General features: G+C 73.0%; 18 protein-coding genes. 9 read left to right on the top strand and 9 right to left on the bottom strand.

Annotated features, from left to right (window positions below; translation table 11 throughout):
- The first annotated feature begins 161 nt into the window (after nt 1-161).
- On the top strand, nt 162-1,535 hold the full coding sequence (locus ACWG52_RS36890; protein WP_453129096.1) for a serine/threonine-protein kinase: 1,374 nt from the start codon (nt 162-164) through the stop codon (nt 1,533-1,535).
- Between the two features lie 36 nt (nt 1,536-1,571).
- Here ACWG52_RS36890 and ACWG52_RS36885 read toward each other — a convergent pair whose 3' ends face one another.
- Genes ACWG52_RS36885 through ACWG52_RS36865 form a run of 5 tightly spaced genes read right to left on the bottom strand, consistent with a single transcriptional unit; the run spans nt 1,572 to nt 10,278 of the window.
- Nucleotides 1,572-2,069 carry a MarR family winged helix-turn-helix transcriptional regulator gene (locus ACWG52_RS36885; RefSeq protein WP_389806544.1) on the bottom strand — a complete coding sequence of 166 codons (498 nt, stop codon included), beginning with the start codon at nt 2,067-2,069 and terminating at the stop codon, nt 1,572-1,574.
- 33 nt (nt 2,070-2,102) lie between these two features.
- On the bottom strand, nt 2,103-6,032 hold the full coding sequence (locus ACWG52_RS36880) for a hypothetical protein (protein WP_453127173.1): 3,930 nt from the start codon (nt 6,030-6,032) through the stop codon (nt 2,103-2,105).
- Between the two features lie 5 nt (nt 6,033-6,037).
- A complete protein-coding gene (locus tag ACWG52_RS36875; RefSeq protein WP_389806548.1) occupies nt 6,038-7,456 on the bottom strand; it encodes a hypothetical protein in 1,419 nt (472 codons plus the stop codon).
- The gene (locus tag ACWG52_RS36870) at nt 7,453-8,529 is read right to left on the bottom strand and encodes a tRNA nucleotidyltransferase/poly(A) polymerase family protein (RefSeq protein WP_389806550.1); all 1,077 of its coding nucleotides are present in this window, start codon (nt 8,527-8,529) and stop codon (nt 7,453-7,455) included. The genes ACWG52_RS36875 and ACWG52_RS36870 overlap by 4 nt, the downstream gene beginning before the upstream one ends.
- Nucleotides 8,530-8,583: 54 nt before the next feature.
- Nucleotides 8,584-10,278 (bottom strand): hypothetical protein, encoded by a 1,695-nt coding sequence (locus tag ACWG52_RS36865; RefSeq protein WP_389806552.1) that lies wholly within the window; start codon nt 10,276-10,278, stop codon nt 8,584-8,586.
- Nucleotides 10,279-10,379: 101 nt separating this feature from the next.
- On the opposite strand from ACWG52_RS36865, the gene ACWG52_RS36860 reads away from it, so the two are divergent.
- The 3 genes from ACWG52_RS36860 (at nt 10,380) to ACWG52_RS36850 (ending at nt 12,996) form a co-directional block, all read left to right on the top strand.
- Entirely contained in the window at nt 10,380-11,336 is a 957-nt protein-coding gene (locus ACWG52_RS36860; RefSeq protein ID WP_389806554.1) for a hypothetical protein, read from the top strand.
- A 165-nt stretch (nt 11,337-11,501) separates the two neighbouring features.
- A complete protein-coding gene (locus ACWG52_RS36855; RefSeq protein ID WP_389806556.1) occupies nt 11,502-12,770 on the top strand; it encodes a YhgE/Pip domain-containing protein in 1,269 nt (422 codons plus the stop codon).
- Between the two features lie 76 nt (nt 12,771-12,846).
- A complete protein-coding gene (locus ACWG52_RS36850; RefSeq protein ID WP_202508173.1) occupies nt 12,847-12,996 on the top strand; it encodes a hypothetical protein in 150 nt (49 codons plus the stop codon).
- Nucleotides 12,997-13,018: 22 nt separating this feature from the next.
- Here ACWG52_RS36850 and ACWG52_RS36845 read toward each other — a convergent pair whose 3' ends face one another.
- Together ACWG52_RS36845 and ACWG52_RS36840 are read right to left on the bottom strand one after the other, a co-directional pair.
- Nucleotides 13,019-14,578 carry an amidohydrolase gene (locus ACWG52_RS36845; RefSeq protein ID WP_389806559.1) on the bottom strand — a complete coding sequence of 520 codons (1,560 nt, stop codon included), beginning with the start codon at nt 14,576-14,578 and terminating at the stop codon, nt 13,019-13,021.
- Between the two features lie 12 nt (nt 14,579-14,590).
- A complete protein-coding gene (locus ACWG52_RS36840) occupies nt 14,591-15,925 on the bottom strand; it encodes a lysine N(6)-hydroxylase/L-ornithine N(5)-oxygenase family protein (protein ID WP_389806561.1) in 1,335 nt (444 codons plus the stop codon).
- Between the two features lie 253 nt (nt 15,926-16,178).
- On the opposite strand from ACWG52_RS36840, the gene ACWG52_RS36835 reads away from it, so the two are divergent.
- The 4 genes from ACWG52_RS36835 (at nt 16,179) to ACWG52_RS36820 (ending at nt 18,995) form a co-directional block, all read left to right on the top strand.
- Nucleotides 16,179-17,123: a methionyl-tRNA formyltransferase gene (locus tag ACWG52_RS36835; protein ID WP_389806563.1), complete on the top strand. Its 945-nt coding sequence runs from the start codon at nt 16,179-16,181 to the stop codon at nt 17,121-17,123.
- Between the two features lie 250 nt (nt 17,124-17,373).
- On the top strand, nt 17,374-17,916 hold the full coding sequence (locus ACWG52_RS36830) for a hypothetical protein (protein WP_389806564.1): 543 nt from the start codon (nt 17,374-17,376) through the stop codon (nt 17,914-17,916).
- Nucleotides 17,917-17,918: 2 nt separating this feature from the next.
- Entirely contained in the window at nt 17,919-18,413 is a 495-nt protein-coding gene (locus ACWG52_RS36825; protein WP_453127170.1) for a hypothetical protein, read from the top strand.
- A gap of 168 nt (nt 18,414-18,581) precedes the next feature.
- Nucleotides 18,582-18,995: an ATP-binding protein gene (locus ACWG52_RS36820; protein ID WP_375930281.1), complete on the top strand. Its 414-nt coding sequence runs from the start codon at nt 18,582-18,584 to the stop codon at nt 18,993-18,995.
- A 46-nt stretch (nt 18,996-19,041) separates the two neighbouring features.
- On the opposite strand, the gene ACWG52_RS36815 is transcribed toward ACWG52_RS36820, so the two are convergent.
- Together ACWG52_RS36815 and ACWG52_RS36810 are read right to left on the bottom strand one after the other, a co-directional pair.
- Nucleotides 19,042-21,459: a SpoIIE family protein phosphatase gene (locus tag ACWG52_RS36815; protein WP_390137480.1), complete on the bottom strand. Its 2,418-nt coding sequence runs from the start codon at nt 21,457-21,459 to the stop codon at nt 19,042-19,044.
- 280 nt (nt 21,460-21,739) lie between these two features.
- Nucleotides 21,740-23,020 carry an AI-2E family transporter gene (locus ACWG52_RS36810; RefSeq protein WP_453127168.1) on the bottom strand — a complete coding sequence of 427 codons (1,281 nt, stop codon included), beginning with the start codon at nt 23,018-23,020 and terminating at the stop codon, nt 21,740-21,742.
- 325 nt (nt 23,021-23,345) lie between these two features.
- Here ACWG52_RS36810 and ACWG52_RS36805 point away from each other — a divergent pair, with 325 nt between their 5' ends.
- On the top strand, nt 23,346-25,397 hold the full coding sequence (locus ACWG52_RS36805) for an MMPL family transporter (RefSeq protein WP_389806573.1): 2,052 nt from the start codon (nt 23,346-23,348) through the stop codon (nt 25,395-25,397).
- Nucleotides 25,398-25,401: the final 4 nt, after the last annotated feature.

Raw genomic sequence — 25,401 nt, 5'->3', positions numbered from 1 at the left:
TCTTGGAATCTTTCGAGTCCTTCTGAACCGGGGCCCCGGCCCGTACGTGATGTTCGCGTCGGCCGGCGCCTAGAAGGAGAACCGCCCCCATGTACAACGAGGAAAACGAGACCGTGACGGAGACCGCGTACGCGGCCACCACCGCAGGTGCGGCCGCAGGCATGGACGCGGAGGGCGGGAACCGGCTGATCGCGGGCCGCTACCGGTTGCTGTCCCGGCTCGGCGAAGGCGGTATGGGCACCGTGTGGCGGGCCCGCGACGAGACGCTGTACCGGGAGGTCGCGGTCAAGGAGGTACGGGCTCCGGCCGGGCTGCAGGCCGGTGACATCACGCGGATGTACAGCCGGCTGGAGCGGGAGGCGTGGGCGGCGGCCCGCATACCCGACCGCAACGTGGTCACGATCCACGACGTGGTCATGGAGGACGACCGGCCCTGGGTCGTGATGGAGCTGATCCGCGGACGGTCGCTCGCCGATCTGTTGCGGGCCGAGGGGCCGCTCGCACCCCGGCACGCCGCGCACATCGGCGGGGAGGTGTTGAGCGCGCTGCGCGCCGCGCACGCCGTCGGCGTGGAGCACAGGGACGTGAAGCCGGCGAACGTCCTGCTCTCCGAGGACGGGCGGGTCGTGCTCAGCGACTTCGGTATCGCGATGGTCGAGGGCAGCACCGCCCTGACCATGACCGGCGAGCTGGTCGGCTCCCCCGAGTACCTGCCGCCGGAGCGGGCACTGGGCCGCCCCTCGGGCCCCGAGTCCGACCTGTGGTCCCTCGGTGTGCTGCTGTACGCGGCCGTGGAGGGGATGTCCCCCTTCCGGCACGACACCGCGCTGAGCACCCTGCGCGCCGTCGTGGACGAGGAACCGCCGGTGCCCACCCGCGCCGGACCGCTGGCCCCGGTCATCGCCGGTCTGCTCCGCAAGGAGCCCGCGGAGCGGACCCCTTCCGCCGAAGCCGCCGAGGCCCTGCGGGACATCGCGCACCCGGACGCCACCACGACCGCCGGCGCCCGCGTCCTGGCGGACCCCGCCGGACCCGCCGCGTCCTCCGCCTCGGAAGCCTTGGCCGCGGCCCGCGCCGCCGCCCCACCGCGCAGGCGTCGTACCGCGGCCTTCGTCGCGGCCGGCGTGGCTGCCTGCGTACTGATCGGCGGCGGGATCGCCTACGCCCTGAACGGCGAGGACGCGAACACCGGCACCGATCCGGGCGTACGGATGTCGGTGGCGGGCACGAACACGACCTACACCGGCGGCTGCCCGATCCCCGAAGGCCGCGCCCCCGCGTTCATCGCGACCTTCACCGCGTCCGAGCCGACGCTGATCTCCTACCGCTGGGTGTCCGGCGACGGCTCCGTGGTGGATCCGCACTGGCGCACCCTGTCGATCGGCGACAAGGCCGAACCGACGAAGCGCGACACCGTACGCCTGACGGCCTACGCGAAGTCGGGCACCCTGACGACGGGGATGGCCGTGGAACTCCAGAGCCCCGTCCGCGTCACCTCCAACCCGGTCCCCTTCTCGATCACCTGCACCGGCTGAACCCCGCGCGGGCCCGGACGGCGCCGGCCGGCGCCCTCACGGAGCCTCGGACTCCGCCCGCTCGACGTTGGCGACCATCCTGCGCAGCACCTTGAGGGCCGCCACGTACTCCTCGTCGCCGATGCCCTGGTGGACCACGGCACGCTGCTCGGTCACCAGCTGCCGAAGCCGCGCCCTGGCGGCTTCCCCGGCCTCGGTGAGGTGCAGGCGCCCGCGGTCGTCTGTCGAGAGCCAGCCGCGGTGGAGCAGCTGGTCCACGACCCGGGCGATCTCGTGCGGCCCTTCCGCCAGAGGGGCCAGCTGGGCGACCACCTCCTCCCGGGCGGGTGCGGGAAGCCCGCTGTTGACCCGGTTGAGGACCCAGTACTGCGGCTGGGTCACATCGATCCGGGCCATGGCGTCCCGCAGCTGCCGGGTGACGGCCGTGTGGGCCAGGCCGCTCCAGTAGCCGATGGGCTGGGTGGCCAACATGTCGTCGGTGGCGGCCGGATCGGCCGGCGCCTGGTCGGCGGTGGTGCCGGTCAACGGTTTCATGATCTCGACGCTACACACCCCCGGGCGCCGACCTCACCGCCGGTCGGATCCTGGACAGGCCGGCTCCCAGGTGGCGCCCTGGGCGACGGCGTCGAGTTCGGCCCGGGTGAGGCCGCCACCGACCGCCGCACAGGCCGCGGCCCGCGGATCGCGGGCGGCCTCCACCGCCTCGGTGACGTCCCGTACGACGAGAACCAGCGAGCCGAGCAGAAGACGGCCCGGCGGAAGGGCGAACGCCCACGGGTGCTCGCCGAAGCCGTCGCGCCCGAGCGCCACCGGCTCCATCCCCGGTCGTACGAACCAGGTGGTGAAGTCCCGGAATCCGGAGGTGGTGGCGAGCGCGCCCCAGTCCCCCTGCACCAACACGTCCATGGCGTGGGCTCCCTTGGGCATCGGGAGGTCGTCGAGGGGCTCGGCCTTGCCCTTGCCCGAATCGGACACCCGCCAACCATGGGCCCCGGACCGGAGGATGCTCCCGTCCTCGTCGAAGAGGAGGCCACCCCCCGAGGTCGTGGCGGGGATGGTCTGCGTCCGGCGGGCCTGGCCCGCGGCGGAAAGGTCCCACACGCTCACCCCCGCCCGTCCGCCGTCCAGGGCCAGCGTCCGCCCGTCGGGGGACAGCACCGCGCCGCCCTCGGAGTCGGTGTCGGACCCGGTCTCCGTGCCGGACTCGGACACCATGACGGAGTCGAGGTCCAGAACGGCGTCGGAACCGGAGTCGGAGTCCAGGCCCGGGCCAGGGGTGGTCGTCTCGTACTCCTCCGGACCGGCTCCGTCGCCCGGGATCGCGCCCGGCTCCGGCATGCCCGTCCCCGGGACCTGCTGCTCGTCCACCGTGGGGGTGGAGGTGCCGGACATGAGCCGCTGGAACGGCCCGGCGCGTCTCCCGTCGCCGTCCACCCGCCAGACCAGCGCCTCGGAGTTGCCGCCGCGCACCGCCACCACGGTCTTCCCCTCCGGGCCGACCAGCAGGGAGGTGATGCCCCCGGTCGTGTGTCCCGTTCCGGAACTGCTCGGGCTTCCGCTGTCCGCCGCGATGTCCGCGGGTAGCTGGAACGCGGCCTCCAGTCGGCGTGGCCGGGCCCGGTCGCTCACGTCCCACAGCGACAGCTCACCGTGATCGAACACGGCCATGCGGGTGCCGTCCTGATCGATCCCCAACAGGTCGGCAGGGGTCTCCAGGGTGCCGAGCCGCCGGAAGGGTGGGCCGGCCGCGGTGTCGAAGAGGGCGGTCTCCAGTTCCTGCTTCGTGGTGCCCTCGACCAACTGGGTCACGGCCAAAACCGATGTCCGTGGGGCATAAGCCGCTGCCCCCGTCCTGTAGCTCGTGAGGGGCTCCGGGGCCGCCGAGGAGGTCTGGGTGGACACGTCCCAGAACCGGACCGTGCCGTCGTCACCGCTGAACGCCAGCCGCTTCCCGTCCGGGCTGTAGGCGAGCGCCGGTACGGGGTCGAGGTTCGATGGGCCCTTCGAGGCGGCCGTCGTGCCCGTCGTCCTGCGCAGCACGACCTCGCTGCCGAGCAGGATCACCCCGGAGTCGTCCCGTGCAGCGGCGCTCCCGCGCGGCCCGGGCACCACCCAGCTCGATCCCCGGAGGACCGCATCGAGCCGGTATCCGGGGCCGGTCCGCTCCGGGTAGATGTTCCAGGCGTTGATGAACCTGTTACCGGCGCCCGCTCCCGCCGCGAGGGGGTGCGTGGTGGCGGTGTAGAGCAGGTAGTCGTCCGAGTCGTGGAAGGCGACGCCCTCGGTGGGGTTGATCTGTCCCCCGCTGCGCGGGTCGTCGGGCCCGGCGGAACGGCCCGGTTCGATCGTGACGGTCACGGGAAGCGCGGCGGCCTTCGTGTCGTGCACCTGGATGTTGCGGTCGTCGGCGACGGCGACCCGGTTGCCGGAGGCGTTGACCGCGAGGCCGACGAGGCCGTTGTCCAGCGTGGTGGTGTAGGCGGCGATCTGCCCCTTCTTCCGGGGCGCGGCGGGGTCCGTGACGTCGTACACGGTGAGGGCCTCCGGCGTGTCCGAGTCGCCGCCGGGCGGCGGGGTGAGCGGCCCGAGGGTGGCCAGGGTACGGCCGTCACCGCTGACGGCGGCCTGCAGCACCTGACCGCCGCCCGGCAGTTCCGCGAGCCGCTGCGGCTTCGCCGGGTCCGCGAAGCTCCACACCTCGGCCCGCAGGTCGGCGGTCCCGATGAGCACGGCCGCTCCCCCGGGAGTGGTCAGCGGCAGCAGGACCGGCCCTACCTCGCGCTGCGGCTTGCGAGCGTTCGCGCCGGCCGGCACCGGAAGCGTCGTCACCGTGGCACGGGACGCCGCGTCCCGGACGGTGATCCGGTCCGCGTCCCGGCTCAGCAGGGTACGGCCGCCGCCCGTGTAGCCGAGCGCCGTCGGCCCGGGGGTGCCCGCCACCGGCGGTACCTCGCCGCGGTAGCGGGTCTCCAGCAGGATGCGCAGCATGGCGTTCTCGGAGGCGTCGCTCGGGCTCATGCGGTGCGCGGACAGGGCCAGCCGCAGGGCGCGGCCCGGATCGGAATCCTGGACGGCGGTGGCTTCGTTGAGGAGGGACCGCGCCTGCTTCTCGCGCTTCTCCGCCGCGGTCCTTTCCGCCTGGAGGTAGGTGAGGAACGCGAACCCGAGAGCCACGGAGAGCATCAGGGCGAGGGCCTGCCCGCCGAGGACCTTCCAACTGAACGCGCTGGCCTTGCGCCGGGCCTTCGGCACATCGGAGGCGGCGGCGATCTGCGTCGGTTCACCGGGGAGTTCGCCGGCCACTCCACGTGCCTCGCGCCCGTCCGACTCGGCGACGACGACCACCCCGAGATCGTGCGCGGCCCTCAGTTTGGCGCGGAACCCGGAGACGGAGACCAGCTCGCCGCCGTCCGTGACGTCCGCCGTGACGGAGTTGCTCGCCCTGACCCGGCGGTAGAAGAGGGCCCGGCGACCGAGGGCGGTGCACCACCGCCCGACGTCGCGCGGGCGCAGGGCCGGCTGCCGCACGCGTACGGTCTCGGCGAGCAGCACCCCGAAGGCCGCTCCGAGGGACGGTCCCGCGATCCGGTAGGGCACCGAGCCCTTGGTGGCACCCGTCTCGCCCGCGAGCGTGAACCCCTGCAGGGACCACAGCACGGTTCCCGACAGCCGCTGACCTGACGCGTTCCAGGCCCGGGCCATGGCCAAGGCGTAGTGGTGGTCGGCGGTGAACAGCGGCATGGTCTCGGGGTCGGGCACCAGGCCGCGGGGCCCGCCCGGCAGCAGGGTCAGGGTGAGTCGCCCGGAGGCGCCCACGCCCTGGTGGTCGAACAGGACGCGCACCGCGACCGGACTTCTGGTGTGCCCGGGGAGCCGGCCCAGCGCCAGCCGGCACAGGGCCATGGCCGCGGCCAGCGCCGGGCCCGTGGCGAGGGCGTCCCCCGCCGCGGCCGCGAGCCGGTCCAGGGAGCGCCGGAGCCGCTCGTCGCCGTGGGCGAGATCGGCCGGGTCCCAGGGCGCGGTCTCCAGGTCCGCGGTGGCTCCGGCGCCCCGGTACCAGGCCAGGGCGACCGCCAGGCGGGCCTCGTCCGCGTCCGGGTCGAGGAGGTCCAGCGCGAGTGCGGCCTGGATCCTCACCGCGTCCAGGACCGGCTTCGACTTCCCCGGATCGAACACCGCGTGGCCGGAAGCCGCGCGCAGGCCACCGGTCAGGGAGTCGTCGTACCCGTCTACTTTGATCTTACCCAGGGCGTCATGGAAGGCGGTGGCCTTCCCGGTGTACAGGAGGCCCAGGGCGGCCGCGTCGGACCGTTCGACCAAGCGGGAGAGCCAGGCGACCAACGCTCCCGGGTTCTCGGCCATCGTCCTGCGTAATGCGCCGACCTGCTCGGGGGTCTGACGCGCGGAGGTGAGGGCGGTGTCCAACGCATCGAGCGTTTCGCTCCGGCCCCGGCCGCGGCCGACGGCGGTCATGGTCTCGTCCTTCATCATCGTCATGCCGTTCAGGCTCCTTCCGCGGCGCGGCGCACGGGGTGGCCGGCGGGAAGCCGGTCGAGCAGTTCGCGCCAGTTGTCCTCGTCGGAGTCCCGGACCTGGCAGGCCAGCGTGGTCCGCACTGCCTCGGGGTCCAGGAACGGCAGGTCGGCAAGGCCGAGCGGCGGACCGGCCTGGTCCGCGGTGACCACGGCCTCCGCCATGGCCGTCATCTCCAGGTCGCCGGACAGGCCGTCGTCGAAGGGCATCAACAGGACGTACAGGTCGCTGCCTTCCACGGCGCCGGTGACGTGGACGGGCAGCAGCAGCACCTCGTCGTAGCCCTGGGCCAGAAGCGCCGCATCGGCGGTGTCGAGGGGGGCGGAGACCGCGACGTAGAGACCGCTGTCGTCCTGGACGGTCAGGGTGAGGGTGAACGCCGCGCGCAGCACCCCGTCCTGGGCCGAGTCGGCTCCGCCCGCCGCGGCGGGCGCGAACTCGTTCCTCACCGAGGCCGGCCTGCCGTAGTCCAGTTGGTGCCACACGACGTCGGCGCTCCGGGCCCCGGGGCTCCCGCCCCCCGGACCGGCGAAGGCCCCGGCGAGCCGTTCCACCGCGAGGGCGGCGGTCGCGGACAGGAAGGCGTCGCCGCGGCCGACCGCGTCCAGCAGCAGGATCAGCCGCTCCCGGGTCGGTCGTGGGATCCGGCCGGTGGCGGCCCCCGCGAGGCGTGCGCACAGGGCGGTCGTCGCGACCCGTCGGCGCCGCAGGTCGGACGCGCGCAGGGCGGAGCCGAGTTGTTCCAGTGCGGCGGTGAACCGGGACCCGGCGGGCGCGAAGTAGTGCCGCAGCCGTACGGGGCGGTCCGCGGGGGCGTCGCCCTCCGCCGGTCCGGACGCCTCCAGGGCCGCGGTCACCTCGTCCGCGAGCCGGTCCACGCGCTCCCACGGCAGGACGTGGAAGCAGTCGGGTTCGGGCCGGCCCTCGGCCACGAGGCGGTCCAGCAGGCTGTAGCGCAGCCCGGGGTGGGCCGCGGCGAGGAGGGCCTGTTCGATCGGCTCCAGCCGCTCGGCCGGCCAACGCCGTTCGATCGCGGCGACGACCTCGGCCGTGGCGGGGTCGGCGGGCAACGGCTGCCCGAGGCCGTCGAGTTCCAGTACGGCCTCGCCGGTGGTGGGCTCGATCAGCGCGAGGGCGTGGCCGCCGTCGGCCAGTGGCAGCGAGCCGCGCTCCCAGCCGGTGCGGAAGCGGTCCAGGCTTCGGGCGTCGGCGCGCTCGTCGCCCTCGTTGACGGGGCCGTAGGCGGTCCAGAACGGTCCCGGTGCGGACCTGCGGGTGCCGCCGTTCCCTCGGACCTGGCCGGGGATCGGCGGGGTGGCGCCGGGGTGCGGTGCGGTGGGACGGGCGTCCCGGACCCAGGTGGTCAGTGGCCGGTGCACGGCGGTCATGCGCCTGCCTCCTCGGTGAGTCGGTCCACCAGTGCCACGGCGGCGGGGCCGAGGATTCCGGCGATCTCCACGGCCCGGCGCAGGCCGTCGTGGGGGACGCAGCCGCGCCAGGAGTGCCGGACCGCCCGCCAGTCGGACTCGTCGAGCCGGTCGGGCAGGTCGGCGGGGAGTTCGGCGGCCCATTCCCGCAGGTGGGTGATGTCCGCGTCCGGGTACCGGAAGGTGAACTTGACGAAGCGGAGCAGCACCAGGGCGCTCCGTCCGGCGGGCCGCTCGGCGTTGCGGCTGGCCAGCACGCGCGGCCGGGCCCGCAGGTGGGCGACGCCCTCTCCGGTGGGGTCGACGAGCAGCCGTCTGCCGTGGTCGTAGTAGAGGCTGTTGACGGTGAGGTCGCGGGAGGCGACGTCGTCGGTCAGACCGCCGCCGTAGGCGGGGAAGAGGAAATCGGTCACCGCGAGCGCCTTGTACTCCAGGATGCGGGAGCCGTCGCCCTGTTCGGGCCGCGACAGGTGGACCACGAGGCTCGGTCGGCTCATCCGTGCCTGGTAGTCGCCGAGTCCGGCGTCCACGGACCAGTCGTCGACGGCCTGGCGCATCTCCAGGGGCGGGAGGGTCCCGGCGAAGTCCAGGTCGTTGGGCTCGGCCTCGGGGCCCACGTCGACCAGGTCCCGCACCGCGCCTCCGATCAGCCAGAGGTGGTGTCCGCGCTCCGGTAACCGCTTCATCAGCAGCCGGATGAAGGCGCCCTCGGCCCCGGATCCGTCCAGGCAACCGTCGACGGCGTCCCCGATGCCCGGCGCCTCCTCCTCGGCCGGGCGGAAGGCCTCCGGGCGGCAGGCGTCGACCGGGCCCGGGCCCTGGAACTCGATCCGCAGGTCCGCCCGGCCCGGTCCGTCCTCGGGGGGCTCCGGCGCCTCCCGGTCGCGCTCCCGCAGCAGCACCTCCCGGCGCCCTTCGGTCACCGCCATCCCCAGCAAAGTTTCGCCGTCGGCCAGATCGCCGCGTACGGGCGTGCCGTCCTGGGCGCGCCGGTACATCCGCGACGGTTCCTTCATGTCGTTCTCGTCGGGCAAGGTTCCTCCCCTGTTCTGCCCCTGATCCACCCTGCTCGCTTCCCCACCGCTGCCTCAGCCGCCCGACAGGGATCTGCCCAGTCCCAGTCCCACCGCCGAGGCGAGCACCCACCCGATGCCGACCAGTGCGTAGCCGAACCACTGGGTGGCGCCCAACGGTTGGAAGGCGGTCTCCTGGCCGAGATTCACCAGCGGCAGGAGGAGGTCCAGTGTGTAGGCCGCCGCCTGGAAGCGCGGGGCTTTCTCCGGTTCCAGTGCGGTCGGCGGTACGGACCCGAAGACGACGGTGCCGAGCACGACCAGGGCGGCCAGCCAGCCCAGGGCCCGCCACGGCCGGAAGCCGTAGCCGACCGTCACCTGCAGTACGCCCTCCCACCAGCGGATCGGTCCGGACAGCGCGGCGCGGTGGCGGCGCTGGGCGGCGTAGCGGACCTTGCGGGCGTCCAGCGGGCGGCCGAGGGCCGTGTAGTGCTGGGCGAGTTGTTCGTACGGCTGTGCGGTGGCCTCGGCCGACGGGTCGCGGGTGAGCCAGCCCAGCCGTTCCGCGGCGGGCAGGACGGGGTGCAGGGCGCGGTAGGACAGTCCGGCGAGGCCGGCACGCGCGGGCCAGTGGGTGGGGCCGTCGAGCAGCACTCCCACCGTGCCCTGGTCCAGGTTCAGCTCGTCGGCACGGTCGACGCGCAGGTCGAGGGTGTCGCGTACGTGGATGCCGGCGGCCGAGACGGTGCCGCGGGTGACGGTGAGGCCGTGCAGGCTCACGTCGGACGCCGTCAGCCGGTCGAGGGCGAGCGCGGTCAGTCCGCCGGGGTGGCCGATCCGGGCTCCCGACAGGTCGAGGCGGGTGCGCAGTTCGGCCCCGGTCAGGCGGACCTCGCCGGCGGCGGTGAACGGCGCCGTGCACCATACCGCACCGCGTACGGTCGCCCCCGAGGCGCCGAGCGCGATGCCGTCGGGATGGGTGAGGCGGGCGCCGGTCAGTTGGACGCTGCCCGCGACGTCCGCGTTGAACATCCGCAGCGCTCCGTCGACGACCAGCCGGCGGGCGAGCAGTCGGTCGCCGAGCACCGACCGGTCCAGGACGAGCGCGTCGCCGCCGGGCGCGCGGACCGCGGCGTCGTCGAGTCGTACCGGGCCCACCACCCGGATCCCCGCCAGGAACGCCACTCCGGACGCCGCCGTCCCCGTGAGGTCCAGGGCTCCGGCGACGACCATGCCCTCCGCGGACAGTGCCCTGCCGTCGGCCCCCGGCCCCAACGTGCTGCCGGTCAGTACGACGTCGGTCTCGGCCCGTACCCGTTCCAGCCGTACGCCGCCCGGGATCGTGCAGCCCCGCAGCTCCAGCGGGCCCTGCACCCGCATCCGGTCCGCGCGCACGGCGGGCAGCCGGCACCGGGTCAGGGCGAGGCCGGGCAGCAGGGCGTCGGCGCACACGAGCGGCTCGTCGAACTCGCAGTCCTCGAAGCGGATCCGGAGGATCTCCGGGGCCACTCCGCCCCCCGTCAGGTCGAGCCGTCCGACCACGCGCGCGCCGCGCAGCCGCAGGGCGGGCGCCCCGTCCCGCCCCGCGGCCGTCCCCGGCCGGCGCACCCCGCGCAGGAGCGCGGTGAGTGCGGCGGCCCGTACCGTACGGGCGGCCGTGCTCGCCGCCCCCATGAGGTCGGCCCGCGCCCCGTCGGCGAAGGCCTGCTCCAGCATGGTCTCCGCCGGGTACGGATCGGACGAAGTCCGTTCGGCGGCCGGGGTGTTCATGGGTAGGCTCCGATCGGAACGGGGGTGCGCGGGCGCGTGGCCGGTACGAGTGCACCACCGCTCCGTCGCAGTCGTGTCGCACGGGAGGGCGGGCCCACCGCATGGCGGGAACACGGAGCGCGGACGGTCGGGTGACGGCCGCCGCCACGGCGGATCTGCTGCGCCGGCTGTTGGCCGAGCGAACGGCCTACCGCACCCGCTGGGAGCAGCAGGAGGTGCGCCGTACGCCGGGCCCGGTGAGCTCCTCGGCGGTGGCGCGGGTGCTGGCCCTGCATCTGTGGGACAGCGGTGAACGCCCGGACACGGAGCAGGATCTGGCGCGGCGTCTGAAGGATCGGGTGCACCGCGCGCTCGGCGGGGAGTTCCTGAGCCGGGAGACGCTGGAGTGGTTCGTCGCGGCCTTCGCGATGGACGGCGCGGACGCGATGGCGCTGCGCGCGCTGTGGTCGGGGACGGCGCAGGTGGTTCCGGCGGCGGACGCGGGTGGTCCGGTGACGCACACGCTGCGCCTGCCGCAGTATCTGCCGGTCCGGCAGCGCCACCGTACGGTTTCGGTGTTCGAGCGGCATGTCATCGGCCGTGCCGGCGCTCCGGAACGCCACCGCACCACGCGTGCGGTGATGGCGTGCGAGGACGGTGTCGGTTCCTTCCCCTGCCGGCTGCCGCCCGGGGCCGTCGACGTCGTGGTGCTGCGGGGCGCCCGGGTCGGTGCCCGGCGGGAGTTCGCGGGCAGCACGCCGGTCGTGGAACTCGCCTTCGCGGCTCCACTGGCGGCCGGCCAGATCGTCTCGTTGGAGTACGAGGTGGTCTACGGCCCGTTCCGGGATCGGGTGACCGAGTACCGGAGGGTCGCGCACGCGCGGGCCGACAATGTGGACCTGGTCGTCGAGTTCCCGTCGGCGCCGCGCCCGGCCCGCGTCTGGTGGGCGACCTGGGACCACCACCGGGACGGCACGGTCCTCGGCGAGACGCCGGTCGCGCTCGCCGAGGACGGCACGGTCCACCGGTTCGTCCCGGCGCTGGAACACGCGGCCGCTGGCTTCCGCTGGGCCTGGTGAGCGAACGCCGGGTGGGCCGTTCCGGTGGTCCCGTAAGCGGGTTCGCGGCCGGAGCGCGAGGGGTACGGCGGCCTTGCCGGGTGGGCAGACCATCCTGAGGGTGCCGTGCGGCTCCGCCGCTCCCACCGCCCTCGATCCCGGCCCGCCGGGAAGCTACGGAGACCGATGTCCCCGACCGTCGCCCCCGAAGCCACTGCCGCGGCCCTGGTGCGCCGCCCCCAGCTGTGGTTGGTTCCCACGATCCTGACGGGACTGCTCGCCCTGCTGCTGTCGCTGCTCTACATGGGTGGCATCGTCAATCCCAACGCGGAGCTGCGCGATCTGCCCATCGCCCTCGTCAACGAGGACACGGGCAAGCCGCCGCCCGGGCAGCGGCAGAACCTGGGGACGCAGATCACCGCCGCCGTCGCCGCCGATCCCGCCGGTGGCAAGGCGGGCTGGCGTGAACTGAGCCTGGCCCAGGCCCAGGCCCAGCTCGACTCCGGCCAGGTGTACGGGGCGCTGGTGGTCCCGGCCGGTTTCACCGACTCGGTCACGGCGCTCCCCACGTCCGGGGCCACGAAGCGGCCGACCATCACGGTGCTCACCAACCCGGGCAAGGGCAGCCTCGGGTCCTCGCTGGCGAGTCAGATCACGACGCAGGCCGCCCACAGCGCGTCGCGCACGATCGGCGAGCAGCTCACGGCGGCCGCCGGCGGCCAGGCGAGTCCCACGGCGAAGCTGCTGCTGGCCGACCCGGTGGACGTCGTCACGCGGGTGGGCCACCCGATCGGTACGAAGAGCGGCCTCGGTCTGACGGCCTTCTACTACACCTTGCTGCTGGTGCTGGCCGGGTTCATGGGCGGCAACGTCATCAGCAACGGTGTCGACACCGCCCTCGGCTACGCCGACAACGAGATCGGGCCCTGGCACACCCGCCGCCCGACGGTGCCGATCGACCGTACGCAGACGCTGCTCCTCAAGATGCTGATGACGGCGGGCATCACGCTCGTGAGCACGGCCTTGGTGATGCTGGCCTGCGTCGGCATCCTGGGGATGGACGCCTCCCACCTGCCGCTGCTGTGGATCTACTCCTATTGCGCGGCCCTCGCGGTCGGCCTGGGTGTGCAGGCCATCAACGCCGCGTTCGGGGGGATCGGCCAGCTCGTGTCGATGTTCGTGTTCATCGTGCTGGGCCTGCCGTCGTCGGGGGCGACCGTCCCGCTGCAGGCGGTCCCCGGCTTCTACCGGTTCCTGTCCCACTTCGAACCGATGCGTCAGCTCAGCGACGGGGTACGGGCGATCCTCTACTTCGACGCCCGGGGGAACGCGGGTCTCACCCGCTCCTGGATCATGATCGCGGTCGGCACGGTGCTGGCCCTGGTGTTCGGCTTCGCCATGACCACCTACTACGACCGCAAGGGCCTCAAGCGGCTCACGCCGCAGCCCGCCTGAGGCCGCCGGCCCGCCGCGCGCACATGTCCGTCCCTCCTCGGGGTACACGAGCGGGTGAGTACCCCAAGGAGGCGTCATGACAGCATTGTTGACCAGAATCAAGAAGTTCGCGCGCGGCCCGCAGGGGCAGCGGGCGGTCGCATCGGTGCGGCGGGCGGCCGCCGACCCGCGCAAGCGCGCCCAGGCCGGGCGGCTCCTCAACCGCCTGCGCGGGCGGCGCCACTGACGGGGTGAGGGCGCGACAGCCCTCAGGCGGGCCTGCCGTCCACGTACGTCGCGACGACCTCGATGGCTCCGATCCTTGAAGGGTCGACCCGCCTCGGGTCGTCGCCCAGTACGGCCAGGTCCGCACGCCGGCCCGGTGCCAGGGTGCCCGCGCTGCGCTCCTGGTGGGAGGCGTAGGCGCCCGCCACGGTGTAGGCGTGCAGGGCCTCGTGCACGGTGACGGCCTCGGCGGGGCCGATGAGGCGGCCGGAGGCGGAGGCCCGTTCCACCATGAACTGGACGGCCTTGAGCGGTGATCCGTCGGTGACGGGGCGGTCGGAGCTGCCCACCAGGGTGACGCCGTGGTCCAGGAATCCTCGACCGCGGTACATCCAGGTCGCCCGCTCCGGGCCCATCACGGCCGCGTAGTCGTCGCCGAAGGAGCGCAGGAAGTGCGGTTGCACCACCGCGCTCACGCCGAGGCGGGCGAAGCGGGCCAGTTGGTCGGGCCGGACCAGGCCGGCGTGTTCGATGCGGTGCCGGGCGGTGGGCCGGGGCCGCAGTCGCTGGGCGCGTTCCAGGGCGTCCAGGGCCAGGTCGGTGGCGCGGTCCCCGATGGCGTGCACGGCGAGCTGCCAGCCGGCGAGGTGGCCGTCGACGATGGTGTCGGTGATCCGTTCGGGGTCGTCCTGGAACTCCCCCCTGTGGTCGGTGCCTTCGTAGGGGCGGGTGAGTGCGGCCGTACGGGCCATCATGCCGCCGTCGGTGTAGACCTTGAGCGCGCCGAGGGAGAGCCAGTCGTCGCCGAAGCCGGTGCGCAGGCCGAGGTCGATGGCGCGCGGGATCCCGTCACGGGCGTGCGCGGTCACGGGCCGTAGGGTGTCGGCGGCCGCCATGAGCTGGACCCGGAGCGGCAGCCGGCCCTGGTCGCGCAGGAGTTGGTAGGCGCCGAGCTCGACCGGGCTGTTGCCGAGCAGTCCGCCGCCGATGCCCGCCTCGGCGCAGGCGGTGACGCCTTCGGCGAGGCAGGTGCGGCCGGCGTGCTCGACGGCGTCGGCGATCTCCTCCTGCGAGTAGGGCAGGCGGAGCCGGCGGGCGGCGGTCATGGCGCTCTCGGCGAGGAAGCCTTCGCCGTGGGCGAGTTCGCCGGGGAGCATGTCGAGGACGGTGGTGTCGACGACGCAGCCGTGTCCCGAGTCGTGCAGCATGAACACCTTGCGGCCGTCGCTGACCTTGTCCAGCTCGGCCGCGGTCAGGTGCCGGCCGAGGGCCCGCTGGTCGTAGCCTCCGATGTCCACCCACGCGCCCCGTGGGGTGCGGGCGACCGCCTCGGCGACGACGGCGAGCACGTCCTCGACGCGTTCGCAGGGCGCCACGCTGGGGGTGGTGGCCTTCAGCCCGGTCCAGGCCAGGTGCACGTGGGAGTCGATGAAACCGGGCAGCACGGTGGCGCCCTGGAGGTCGACGACCTCGCGGGCGGGCAGTGCGGTCACGGCCTCGTCCAGGCCGACGATCCGGCCGTGCCAGATGCCCAGGTCGTGGGCGACGGGGTGGTCGGGGTCCATGGTGAGGAAGGTGGCGTTCGTCAGCCTGGTGCAGAGCATGGGTGCGGGTCCTCAGGGGGTGGGCGCCGTACGGGAGGCCGGTACCGGCACACGGTCGTGGGCGACGATGGACTGGAGGATCTCGCCGACCCTGACGGCCGTGTTCGACAACAGGGAGGACGTGATGCCGTGCGTGTGCTCCGTTCCTCCCTGGAGGTAGATGCCGCAGCGCAGTTCGGGCGCGCTCTCGACACGGTAGTCGCGTGCCACGCGGACGCGGCCGAGTCCGTCGCGCCGGCAGTACTTCTCGACGTCCCCGAGCAGTCCGAGGCCGTCCGCCGAGCGGTATCCGGTCGCGTAGACCAGCGCGTCGGCCGCCAGGGCCTCCTTCTCCCCCGTGACCAGTGACTCGACGGTGACGCGTACGTGGTCGGGGGTCTCGGTGACGTCCGCGAGCCGCGACACCTTCAGGAAGCGCAGCCGCTCGGTGCCGAGGACCTTCTCCTGGTACTCCTGCCGGTAGAGGTCGTCGATGAGGTCGATGTCCACCACGGAGTAGTTGGTGTTGGCGTGGTACTCGATCAGCTTGCGCTTGATCTCCTCGGGGGCGGTGTAGTACTCGTCGACCGCCGAGGGGTCGAAGATCCGGTTGGCGAAGCCGCTGTCGTCGGCGGGGCTGTAGCCGTAGCGGGAGAAGACGGCGCAGACCTCGGCCCGGGGGAAGGTGCGGTGCAGGAAGGACACGTTCTCGGCGGCGCTCTGGCCAGCGCCGACGACGACGAACCGGGAGGGGTCCGCGCCTCCCAGCGCGGCTACCCGCGTGAGGAGTTCCGAGGTGTGCCAGATCCGCTCGGTACGGTCCACGCCCTCCGGCATCTGCGGCCGCAGGCCGGTGCCGATCACCAGATTGCGCGCCCGGTGGACCACGAGCTCGGTGCCGGAGCGGGCGGTCACGTCCACGTACTCGATCGCGCCGTCGCGCAGGACGGGCCGTACGGCGACGACCTCGGATCCGTAGGAGACCATGTCGTCGACCTTGGCGGCGGCCCACTCGAAGTAGTCGTGGAATTCGACGCGCAGCGGGAAGAGGTTCTTGTGGTTGACGAAGTCGATCAGGCGGCCCTTGCTCTGGAGGTAGCAGAGGAAGCTGTACTCGCTCGCCGGATTGCGCAGGGTCACCAGGTCCTTGAGGAAGGACACCTGCATCGTGGCGTCGTCGATGAGCATGCCGCGGTGCCAGCCGAATCGGGGCTGCTGCTCGAAGAAGTGGGCGGTGACCGCTTCCTGCGGTCCGACGCCGGCATTGTGCTCGCTCAGTGCGATCGCCATGGCCACGTTCGAGGGGCCGAAGCCGATGCCGATGAGGTCGTGGATCAGTGGCGCATCATCGGACAGATCCTGTGACATGTGACTCCCAATCGTGCGGGGGGCAGCCGATTGCCATGCGTGGGGGAACCGAGGTCAGGGCACGCCGAAGGAGCGGAACCCGAGGAGAACTTAGGGAAGGCTAACCTGACACCGGGGACCTGTCGATGGGCAAATCAGATCGAGCCTCCATCGATCGAAGGCTGAACTCTCGCCAAAGGAGGGCATGTTGCACAGTTAGGTAAGGCTTGCTTTACTCAATTTGAAATCTGTCGCCGCTCCAAGGAGGAACCCCATGCGGGTCGTCATGTTCGGCTATCAGACGTGGGGGCACCGCACCCTGCAGGCCCTGCTGGAGTCCGAACACGATGTCGTTCTGGTCGTGACGCACCCGAAGAGCGAGCACGCCTACGAGAAGATCTGGAGCGACTCCGTCGCCGATCTCGCCGACGACCACGGTGTCCCGGTGCTCATCCGCAACCGCCCCGACGACGAAGAGCTGTTCACCCGGCTCAAGGAGGCGGAACCGGACATCATCGTGGCGAACAACTGGCGCACCTGGATCCCCCCGCGCATCTTCAACCTCCCCCGCCACGGCACCCTCAACGTCCACGACTCTCTGCTGCCGAAGTACGCCGGCTTCTCCCCACTGATCTGGGCGCTGATCAACAACGAGCCCGAAGTGGGCGTCACCGCCCACCTGATGAACGACGAGCTCGACGCGGGCGACATCGTGGTCCAGCAGGCCGTACCGGTCGGCCCGACGGACACCGCCACGGACCTGTTCCACAAGACGGTCGACCTGATCGCGCCGGTCACCGTGGGCGCCCTGGGCCGGATCGCGGCCGGCGAGACCGAGTTCACCCACCAGGACCGCTCCCAGGCCAGCTTCTTCCACAAGCGCTCGGCCGAGGACATCCGCATCGACTGGACCTGGCCGGCCGAGGACCTCCAGCGACTCGTCCGCGCCCAGTCGGCCCCCTACCCGGCCGCCTTCACCTTCCACCGCGGCAAGCGTCTGGAGGTACTGGCCGCCGCCGTCTCCGAGGGCCGCTACGGGGGCACGCCCGGCCGCGTCTTCTACCGCGAGGGCGAAGGCGTCGTGATCGTGGCCGGCGCCGACGCCCGCACCGGGCGCAACCACGGCCTCGCCATCACCCGAGTACGCACCGAGGACGGCGAAGAGATGCCCGCCACCGACTACTTCACCACCATGGGCGGCTACCTGACCAGCCACTGACCCACCCCGCCGCCCGGGCACCGCGCCCTCCCGTCGCCCGGGCGGCGCGTGATCATGTCGGCCTCCGCGCGGAGGCCGACATGATCACGCGTCCGACGGGTAGCCGCCGGTGCACGGGGTGCGGTTCATGCCGACCGAGGCTGCGACGGAGCCGCACCCCGGCGGGGCCGAGCGAGCCGGCCGCGTTTGACCGGTACGCCTCCGGGCAGCCGCGTGGCAGAGGCCGATCAGGCCCGGATGGAGGCGAGCCATGTCGAACAGCATGCTCATCACCGTGATCGTCATCGCGGCGGTCGTGGTCATCGCAGTCTGCGTCGGACTGTGGATGATGTCCCGCCGACGCCGCCTGCAGCAGAGATTCGGGCCCGAGTACGACCGCACGGTCGAATCCGAGGGCGGCCGGATGGCCGCGGAGCGCGACCTTCGGGCCCGCGAGGAGCGCCACGCCGGATTCGAGCTCAAGGAACTCCCGTCGGAGCGGCGTCACCAGTACGCGTTGGAGTGGAGCGGTGTCCAGGAGCGATTCGTGGACCGGCCGGAGGGCTCCGTCGGCGAGGCCGACGAGCTGGTCACGCGACTGATGCGGGAGCGCGGGTACCCCGCGGAGGGATTCAGCCGCCAGGTGCGCGATCTCTCGGTCGAACACGGACGGACCTTGGAGCACTACCGCGCCGCGCACGACGTCAAGGAGCGCAGCGGTACGGGGCGGACGACGACGGAGGAGCTCCGCGGCGCGATGGTGCACTACCGCGCGCTCTTCGAGGAGTTGCTCGACGACCAGAGGAGCCGGTGATCATGGAGAACCGAATGGACAGGGAAGACGACCGGACCGCCGGCACCGCGCTGACCACGGAGGACATCGCGAACCCCGGCGCGGCGTCCGCCGCGCCGGACACCCGGCTCGACGAGGACCGGCGGGCGCCCACCTACCCGGGCGAGGCGACGGCGGACACCCGGGGCGACGACGACGTCAGGGCCGAGGAAGCGACCGGCTACGAGGGCGAGCGGCCCTCGGCGACGGACGAACCGCTCCTGGCCGGCGAGGAGGCGGAGGGCTACCGCAGCGCCTGGCGCGAGATCCAGAGCCGTTTCGTGGACGACCCGCAGGAAGCGGTCAAGTCGGCGGACGCCCTGGTCGCCGAGGTGATGCAGACGCTCGCCCAGACCTTCTCCACCCGCAAGCAGGGGCTGGAGGGGCAGTGGGACCAGGGCGGACAGGTGGCCACGGAGGAGCTGCGGCTGGCGCTCCAGCAGTACCGTTCCTTCTTCAACCGGCTGCTCAACACCTGAGGCCGACGGCACACGACGACGCCGCCGGCGGGTAAACCATCCGGCCCCGACGCGGCCACCGCGCGCCGGACCCCGCGGGTAGGGGTCCGGCGCGCACGTCGTGCGAGCCGCCTCGTCCGCGCGCACGCTTGACGCAGGAACGTGAGAACACGTCACCCGGAGCCACCGATGACTCGCTCGTACGATCCACCACAACGGCATCTCGACCTGCCGGACGACGCCAGTGCCGCCTGCCGTGCCCGCGACGCGACCTACCGGTTCCTGCACGGCGCCGACGACCAGGAGCATCCGGTGCTCCCGGCCTCCGCGGACGCCGCCGCCCTGATCGTGACCGAGCTCGTCACCAATGCCGTCCGGCACACCGACGGCCCCTGCAGCCTCGACCTCGCCCTGCACGAGGGGCTGCTCGACATCGACGTCACCGACACCAGCCCGGCCGCGCCCGTGACACGCCCGCCGCACCTGAACGGCAGCGGCGGCTGGGGCCTGATCCTCGTCCGCCGCATCGCCCGCGAGTTCAGCATCATGCCCACGGCCACGGGCGGAAAGCGCGTCCACGTCTGCGTCGCCGTCGCCGTATGACACCGCCGGAGCCGGCCGCGGGGCCGGGTCCGGGTCCGGGTCCGGGTCATTCGGCGTCCGCCGGCAGGTGGATGTCGAGCACGCACACGTCGTCCTGCCCCGTGGGGTGCAGGGCATCGAGGAGCCGGGCCAGGGCGTCCGGGGCCTCCCCGCCCATGGCCTCGGCGGCGGCCACGGCGAGCCGGTCGAGTGCCCGGTCCATGTTCTCCCCGGGGATCTCGACGAGCCCGTCGGTGTAGAGCAGGAGGTGATCGCCGGGCTCCAGATCGAGCGTGTCCTGCACGTACACGGAGTCGAAGGACGCCCCGAGGAGGTTTCCCTCCAGCAGCGGGAGGAAGCGTGCCTCGCCGCCGCGCACCAGCAGGGGCGGCAGGTGCCCGGCCCGCACCCAGGCCATGCGCCGCTCCGCCGGACTGTACCGCGCCATGATCATCGTCGCGGTGGTGGCGGCCGTGTGCAGGAGGAGGGTGTTGAGGCGGTCCATGGCGTCGGGCAGGGCCGAGCCGGTGATGATCATGCCTTTGGCGGTGAACCGCAGCTGGGCCATCGCCCCGACGGCGTCCAGTCCGTGGCCCGCGACGTCCCCGACGACGAAGAGGGCGCTCCTGTCCGGGAGTTCGATGGCGCTGTACCAGTCTCCGCCGACGTTCACCCCGGTGTCCGAGGGCATGTAGGCGATGTCGACGCACAGCCCGACCAGCTCGATCGACTGTTCCGGGATCGGCAGCAGAGCGTGCTGGAGACGTGCGGCGATGGCCCGTTCCGCCTGGAGCACACCCCGCTGGACCAGTACGGCGCGCTCGCTCTCCCGCAGGGCCAGCTCGGCGTCCCGCTGTGTCGTGCAGTCCTGGAAGAAGCCGTGCACCTCGACCGTGGCCCCGTAGGCATCCGTCTCGGCCTCGGCGACCAGACGGAGGTGCCGTACCCCGTCCGCGGTACCGATACGGAAGGGTCGGTCGATCGGAGCCCCTTCGTCGAGCAGCCGTCGAACGGCCTCGGCGAGTACGGGCCGGTCGTCCGGCAGGACGTGCCGCGGGAGCTCCCGCAACGGGACGGGCCCCGACCCGGGCGCGCGGTCGAAGATCGCGTACACCTGGTCGGACCAGTCGACCGTACCCGTGGCCGGATTCCAGTCGGCCCAGCCGAGGTTGCCCAGGCGCTGCATGGTGGCCAGCCGACGGACCTCGCGCGCGGTGGTGTCCTGGCGGATCCACGAGACGACCAGCCGTCCGGCCAGCCGGGTGGCGCGGACGGAGTAGACGGACGTCTCGGGCACCCCGGCGGTCACCTCCCGGTACGAGAAGGGTTCGCCCTCGTAGGTGATCCCGGTGTCCAGAGCCTTGAGGTAGCCCTGCCACAGGGGTGTTCCCGCCACGGTCGGATAGGTCTCCAGGATCCGTCGGCCGACCAGCTCCCGCCCGCGGCGGCCCGCCACGTCCACCGACTCCGGAGCGGCCGCCTCGATCCGGTAGTCCTCCACCTCACCGCTCGGAGACCGCAGCGGTGCCAGGAGGATCACCGCCCCGGACACGGCGTCGAGAATGCTCTGGACGGCGGTCACGTCCAGGTCCGCCGGCCCGGCCCTCCGGTGCTCGAAGACCCGCAGGGGGCCACCGCACACGCGCACGGCCTGTCGGAGGAGGGCCCGCTCCTCATCGCCGAAGGGGGTGGCGGACTTCCGGAAGAATCCGATGGCGCAGGTGACCGTGTCCGCGCCCGGTACGGGGATCCACGCGCGGGTGGGCCATCGTTCGGGCGACCCGATGAGCCGGTACCTTTCGGCGTCGCGCTCCGGATCGTCCAGCCACCGCGGCTCACCCGAGGTGATCGCCTCCAGGGCGGCGACGCCGGACAGCGGGGGGATGTCCTGCCACTGCGCCGCCAGTGCCTCGTCGACCCCCGAGTGGCCGATGAGCTCCAGCCGCCCGGCCCCGCCCAAGGTGTAGATCATCACCCCGTCCACCGCGAGGGGGAGGCGCAGCGCCTCGTGCAGGATCTCCGCGGCGTCGTCCGTGCTCCGGGCGTCGGTCAGCGCGACCGCCAGACCGGCCGGCAGGGTGCGGGAGTCCGGTCCGTCGCGGCCGGGGCGGTGGTCCGGGCCGAGGGCGGGCACGGCACCCTCCGGGGTCGTACGGCCGCTCGCCGTGACCGGGCCGGTGACGGGGTCCGGGGTCGTCGGGCGCGCCGCGCCGGGCTCCGGCCGGATCCCGCCGAGGGTGACCCAGCATTCCTCCATCAGGGTCGTCCCCCGGCTGTCAGCCCGCCGGACGAGCGTCTCGTACGCCGCATCGGCCGACACACCTTCCTGGGCCATCAGGACGCCTTTGGCGCGCTCCAGCACGCCCGCGACGGAGGCAAGGCCTTCCAGGTCCGCCACCTCGGCCCGGAGCCTGGCCACCACCTTGGCCAGGGCCAGTACCTCGGGAGACGCACCGTCGCCTGGGGCCGTCGGATCCGTCTGCACCCTTCGAGCATGGCACGGTGACGGTTACCGGTGCGGATCCGCGATCGGCCGGCCTCGCCTCGGTCCTCGCTCCGGTCCAGTTCTCGAGTCGGCGTGCGGCCTGCTCCGCCGTCCGTCCGGCCTGGGCGTGCGCCTGCTCGGCCCGCCGGTACGCTTGCCGCGTCTCCCGGACCGCCTGCCGGGCGGCCTCGACGCCATGTCGCCCGGCGGAGAGTTCCTCGCGCAGGTCGGCCGCCTCCCCCTCGGCCCGGTAACCGGTGGGCGGCCGGGCCTGCGGGTGTCAGGCGGGTTCCTGACGGGGCGCCGTCGGCGGTTCCGCCGGCTCCTCCTCGGCCTCCGCCCCGCTCTCGGCTTCCGCGGCGTCCGCGTCTGCGGCGTGGGCGCGCAAGTGCCCGATCACCGTGTTGGCCACGGCGACCAGGGGGACCGCGACGACCGCTCCCCCGATACCGGCCAGCACACCGCCGGCCGCGACGGACAGGACCACGGCGAGGGGGTGGACCCGTACGGCCCTCCCGAGGATGAACGGCTGCAGCACGTGGCCCTCGATCTGCTGGACGACGAGCACCACCAGCAGGGTCATCAGAGCGGTGAACACCCCCTGCGTGACCAGGGCGACGACCACGGCGAGCGCCCCGGACGCGACGGCGCCGACGAGGGGGACGAACGAGGCCAGGAAGATCACCACGGCGATGGGGACGGCGAGCGGCACGCCCAGGAAGTAGATGCCGAGACCGATGAACAGGGCGTCGATGAAGGCGACGATCATGGTTCCGCGTACGTAGGCGGTCAGGGTGCGCCAGGCCGCCGGTCCCGTGCCGGCCACGTCCGGGCGGGCGGCGGCGGGCACCAGCTTGAGCGTCCATCGCCAGATGCGCCTGCCGTCGTACAGCAGGAAGAGCGTCGAGAACATCGCCAGCAACATCCCGGTCAGGATCTCCACGAGGACGGTCACGCCCTGGAGCCCGGTCGAGGTGATCTCGCTGGTGCTGGTTCCGATGGCATCGCTGAGGCGCCCGGCGACATCGTTGATCTGCTGCTCGGTCACGTGGAGGGGGCTGTCGAGGAGCCATCGTTTCAGTTCCTCGATGCCTTCCTGGAGCCGCCCGGAGAGATTGTCGAGGTTGTCCAGGACCTGCCAGGCGACGAACCAGCCGATCAACCCCAGGACGACGAACCCGAAGAGCGCGGTGACGGCGGTGGCGAGCCCCCGGGAGAGCCCGACACGGTTCAGCCGGGACACCGTCGGCTCCAGCAGGGCCGTGATGAGCAGCGCGGCGACGAAGGCGAGGACGACGAGCCGGACGGAACCGATGACGCGCATGACCACCCACAGCGCGGCGGCGAGCACCAGGAACCGCCAGCCGGCCTCGGCCGCGACCCGGATGCCCCAGGGCACCGCGCGGGCGGGGTCCGGGTCTCGCGGACGCCTGCGGTGCGCTTCGGCCGCGCGCTCCCGTTCCGCCGACAGTTCGGCCTCGTCGAGCGCCTGTGCGCGGCGTTCCCCGAGCGCGGCGACCCCCGCCTTCACGCGGCCGGGCCATGTGCGGATTCCGGGCATCGTGGACCTCCTTCCGTCCCACCTCGCCGTCTGCCCAGGTTTCGGCGGCTCAGGCAGGCCCGGTCCGAGGTACTGGCCTCGCGTTCGTACGGATCCCGGTCGCCGTCGTTCAGCGAGGGGCGAGCCGCCCTACGAGCGATCCCGGGGCCCGGTCCGCCGGGCGGCAAGTGATGCAGAAACGCTGCACGTTGCCCTGGCGCGCCGCCGCGGGGAGGGTGAGCCACCCGACCTCCGGGGCGTGTCCGGCCGCCTTCCGGGTTCACCCGTGGCCACTCTGGACCATCGAGCCCATGGCCCGTCCACCCCCACCTGACTCAGGAGCATCATGCGCGCCTCGCCCCGACCGGCCCGGTGGCTGGTGCCCGTCCTCCTCCTCGTGGTCTGGCTGGGCGTCGGGGGGAGCCTCGGCTCCTACGCGGGGAAGCTCGGCGAGGTGTCCACCAACGACCAGGCGGCCTTCCTCCCCCGCAGTGCCGAATCCACCAAGGTCGCCCAGGCCCAGGAGGCCTTCCGGCAGGAGGAGTCGCTGCCGGCCGTGGTGGTCTGGGCCGCGGACGGCGCCGCGAAGGTGACCCCGGCCCAGACGGCCTCCGCGCGGGCCGCACTGGCCTCACTGGAGGGCCGGCCCTGGACCGCCGGCTCGGCCTCTCCGGTCCTGCCGTCGCGCGACGGCAGGGCGCTGCAGGCGGTGGTCCCCCTGGACCCGGCGCTGGGCGACGAGCTGCCCGCGGCGGTCGCCGAGATCCGGGAAGCCGGCTCCCGGGTCGCGGCCACCACGTTCCACGTGACGGGACCGGCGGCCACCCGGGCCGACCTGTCGCAGGCCTTCGCCGGAATCGACGGACTGCTGCTGGGCGTGGCGCTGGCGGCCGTTCTCGTCATCCTGCTGCTCGTCTACCGCAGCGTCCTCCTGCCGCTGTTGATCATCATCGGAGCGGTGTTCGCCCTCTCCCTGGCCTGCGCGATCGTCTACGCCTTGGCGCGCGCGGATCTGGTCCGGGTCGACGGGCAGGTCCAGGGGATCCTCTCGATCCTCGTCATCGGTGCGGCCACCGACTACGCCCTGCTGCTGACCGCCCGCTTCCGTGAGGAACTGGGGCACACCGAGGACCGCTACGCCGCGATGCGCGCGGCCCTGCGGCAGTCCTGGGGACCGATCGTGGCCAGCGCGGGCACCGTGGCCCTGGGCCTGCTCGCGCTGTTCCTCAGCGACCTGACCAACAACCGGGCGCTGGGGCCCGTCGGGGCCATCGGGATCGTCTGCGCGGTGGCGAGCGCCCTCACCTTCCTGCCGGCGGCGCTGGTGCTGCTGGGGCGCAAGGCCTACTGGCCGGCGCACGTGACCGCCGAGAGCGGCTCGGCCGGGATCTGGAGCCGGATCGCCGCCCTCGTCGGCGGCGCTCCCCGGCGGGTGTGGGCCGTGGCTCTGGCGGGCCTGCTCGCGTGCGCCGCCTTCGCGCCGACGCTGCACTCGGGCGGTGTTCCGCTCGACGAGATCTTCGTGAACGAGGCCCCTTCGGTGACGGCGCAGAAGGTACTCGGCGAGCACTTCCCGGGAGGGGCCGGCAATCCGGCCGTCGTGATCGCCGCCGCCGACCGGCAGGCGCGGGTACGCGAGCAGGCCGAGGGTACGCCGGGGGTGGACTCGGCCGTCGTGCGGGGCGAGCGGGACGGCCGGGTACGGATCGACGTGGTCCTGAAGGACCCGGCGGACAGCGCGGCCGCGAAGGAGACGGTGGTCCGGCTCCGCGAGGCGGTCCATCAGGTGCCGGGCGGGCAGGCCCTCGTGGGCGGCTACACCGCGCAGGCCTACGACACGCAGAAGACCGCCGAGCGCGACCGCGAGGTCATCGTCCCGGTGGTGCTGGCCATCATCCTCGTCATCCTGGTGGCGCTGCTGCGCTCCCTGGTGATGCCGCTGCTGCTGGTGGCGACGGTGGCCCTGAACTTCTTCGCCACCCTGGGCGTGTCCGCCCTCGTCTTCCGCCACGTGTTCGGGTTCAGCGGCACGGATTCGTCCGTCCCCCTGTACGGGTTCGTCTTCCTCGTCGCCCTGGGGGTGGACTACAACATCTTCCTCATGTCGCGGGTGCGTGAGGAGTCGCTGCGCCGCGGTGTCCGCGAGGGGGTGACGCGGGGGCTGACGGCCACCGGCGGGGTGATCACGTCCGCCGGGGTGGTCCTCGCCGCGACGTTCGCCGCGCTGAGCGTCATCCCGCTGGCGTTCCTCGTGCAGATCGCCTTCATCGTGGCCTTCGGCGTCCTCCTGGACACCCTGATCGTGCGCTCGCTGCTGGTTCCCGCCCTGGTCCTGGACATCGGCCCGGCGGCCTGGTGGCCGGGCCGACTGAGCCGCCGCCCGAGCGCCGATCGCTGAGGCG

Source organism: Streptomyces sp. CLCI03 (genome assembly GCF_053615355.1).
This window is presented reverse-complemented; position numbering and strand designations above follow the sequence as displayed.

Excerpts from the sequence above, each read along its gene's own strand:
- ACWG52_RS36890 (WP_453129096.1), top strand. The coding sequence starts at position 162 with ATGGACGCGGAGGGCGGGAACCGGCTGATCGCGGGCCGCTACCGGTTG.
- ACWG52_RS36885 (WP_389806544.1), bottom strand. The coding sequence starts at position 2,069 with ATGAAACCGTTGACCGGCACCACCGCCGACCAGGCGCCGGCCGATCCG.
- ACWG52_RS36880 (WP_453127173.1), bottom strand. The coding sequence starts at position 6,032 with ATGACGATGATGAAGGACGAGACCATGACCGCCGTCGGCCGCGGCCGG.
- ACWG52_RS36875 (WP_389806548.1), bottom strand. The coding sequence starts at position 7,456 with ATGACCGCCGTGCACCGGCCACTGACCACCTGGGTCCGGGACGCCCGT.
- ACWG52_RS36865 (WP_389806552.1), bottom strand. The coding sequence starts at position 10,278 with ATGAACACCCCGGCCGCCGAACGGACTTCGTCCGATCCGTACCCGGCG.
- ACWG52_RS36860 (WP_389806554.1), top strand. The coding sequence starts at position 10,380 with ATGGCGGGAACACGGAGCGCGGACGGTCGGGTGACGGCCGCCGCCACG.
- ACWG52_RS36855 (WP_389806556.1), top strand. The coding sequence starts at position 11,502 with ATGTCCCCGACCGTCGCCCCCGAAGCCACTGCCGCGGCCCTGGTGCGC.
- ACWG52_RS36850 (WP_202508173.1), top strand. The coding sequence starts at position 12,847 with ATGACAGCATTGTTGACCAGAATCAAGAAGTTCGCGCGCGGCCCGCAG.
- ACWG52_RS36845 (WP_389806559.1), bottom strand. The coding sequence starts at position 14,578 with ATGCTCTGCACCAGGCTGACGAACGCCACCTTCCTCACCATGGACCCC.
- ACWG52_RS36840 (WP_389806561.1), bottom strand. The coding sequence starts at position 15,925 with ATGTCACAGGATCTGTCCGATGATGCGCCACTGATCCACGACCTCATC.
- ACWG52_RS36835 (WP_389806563.1), top strand. The coding sequence starts at position 16,179 with ATGCGGGTCGTCATGTTCGGCTATCAGACGTGGGGGCACCGCACCCTG.
- ACWG52_RS36830 (WP_389806564.1), top strand. The coding sequence starts at position 17,374 with ATGTCGAACAGCATGCTCATCACCGTGATCGTCATCGCGGCGGTCGTG.
- ACWG52_RS36825 (WP_453127170.1), top strand. The coding sequence starts at position 17,919 with ATGGAGAACCGAATGGACAGGGAAGACGACCGGACCGCCGGCACCGCG.
- ACWG52_RS36820 (WP_375930281.1), top strand. The coding sequence starts at position 18,582 with ATGACTCGCTCGTACGATCCACCACAACGGCATCTCGACCTGCCGGAC.
- ACWG52_RS36810 (WP_453127168.1), bottom strand. The coding sequence starts at position 23,020 with ATGCCCGGAATCCGCACATGGCCCGGCCGCGTGAAGGCGGGGGTCGCC.
- ACWG52_RS36805 (WP_389806573.1), top strand. The coding sequence starts at position 23,346 with ATGCGCGCCTCGCCCCGACCGGCCCGGTGGCTGGTGCCCGTCCTCCTC.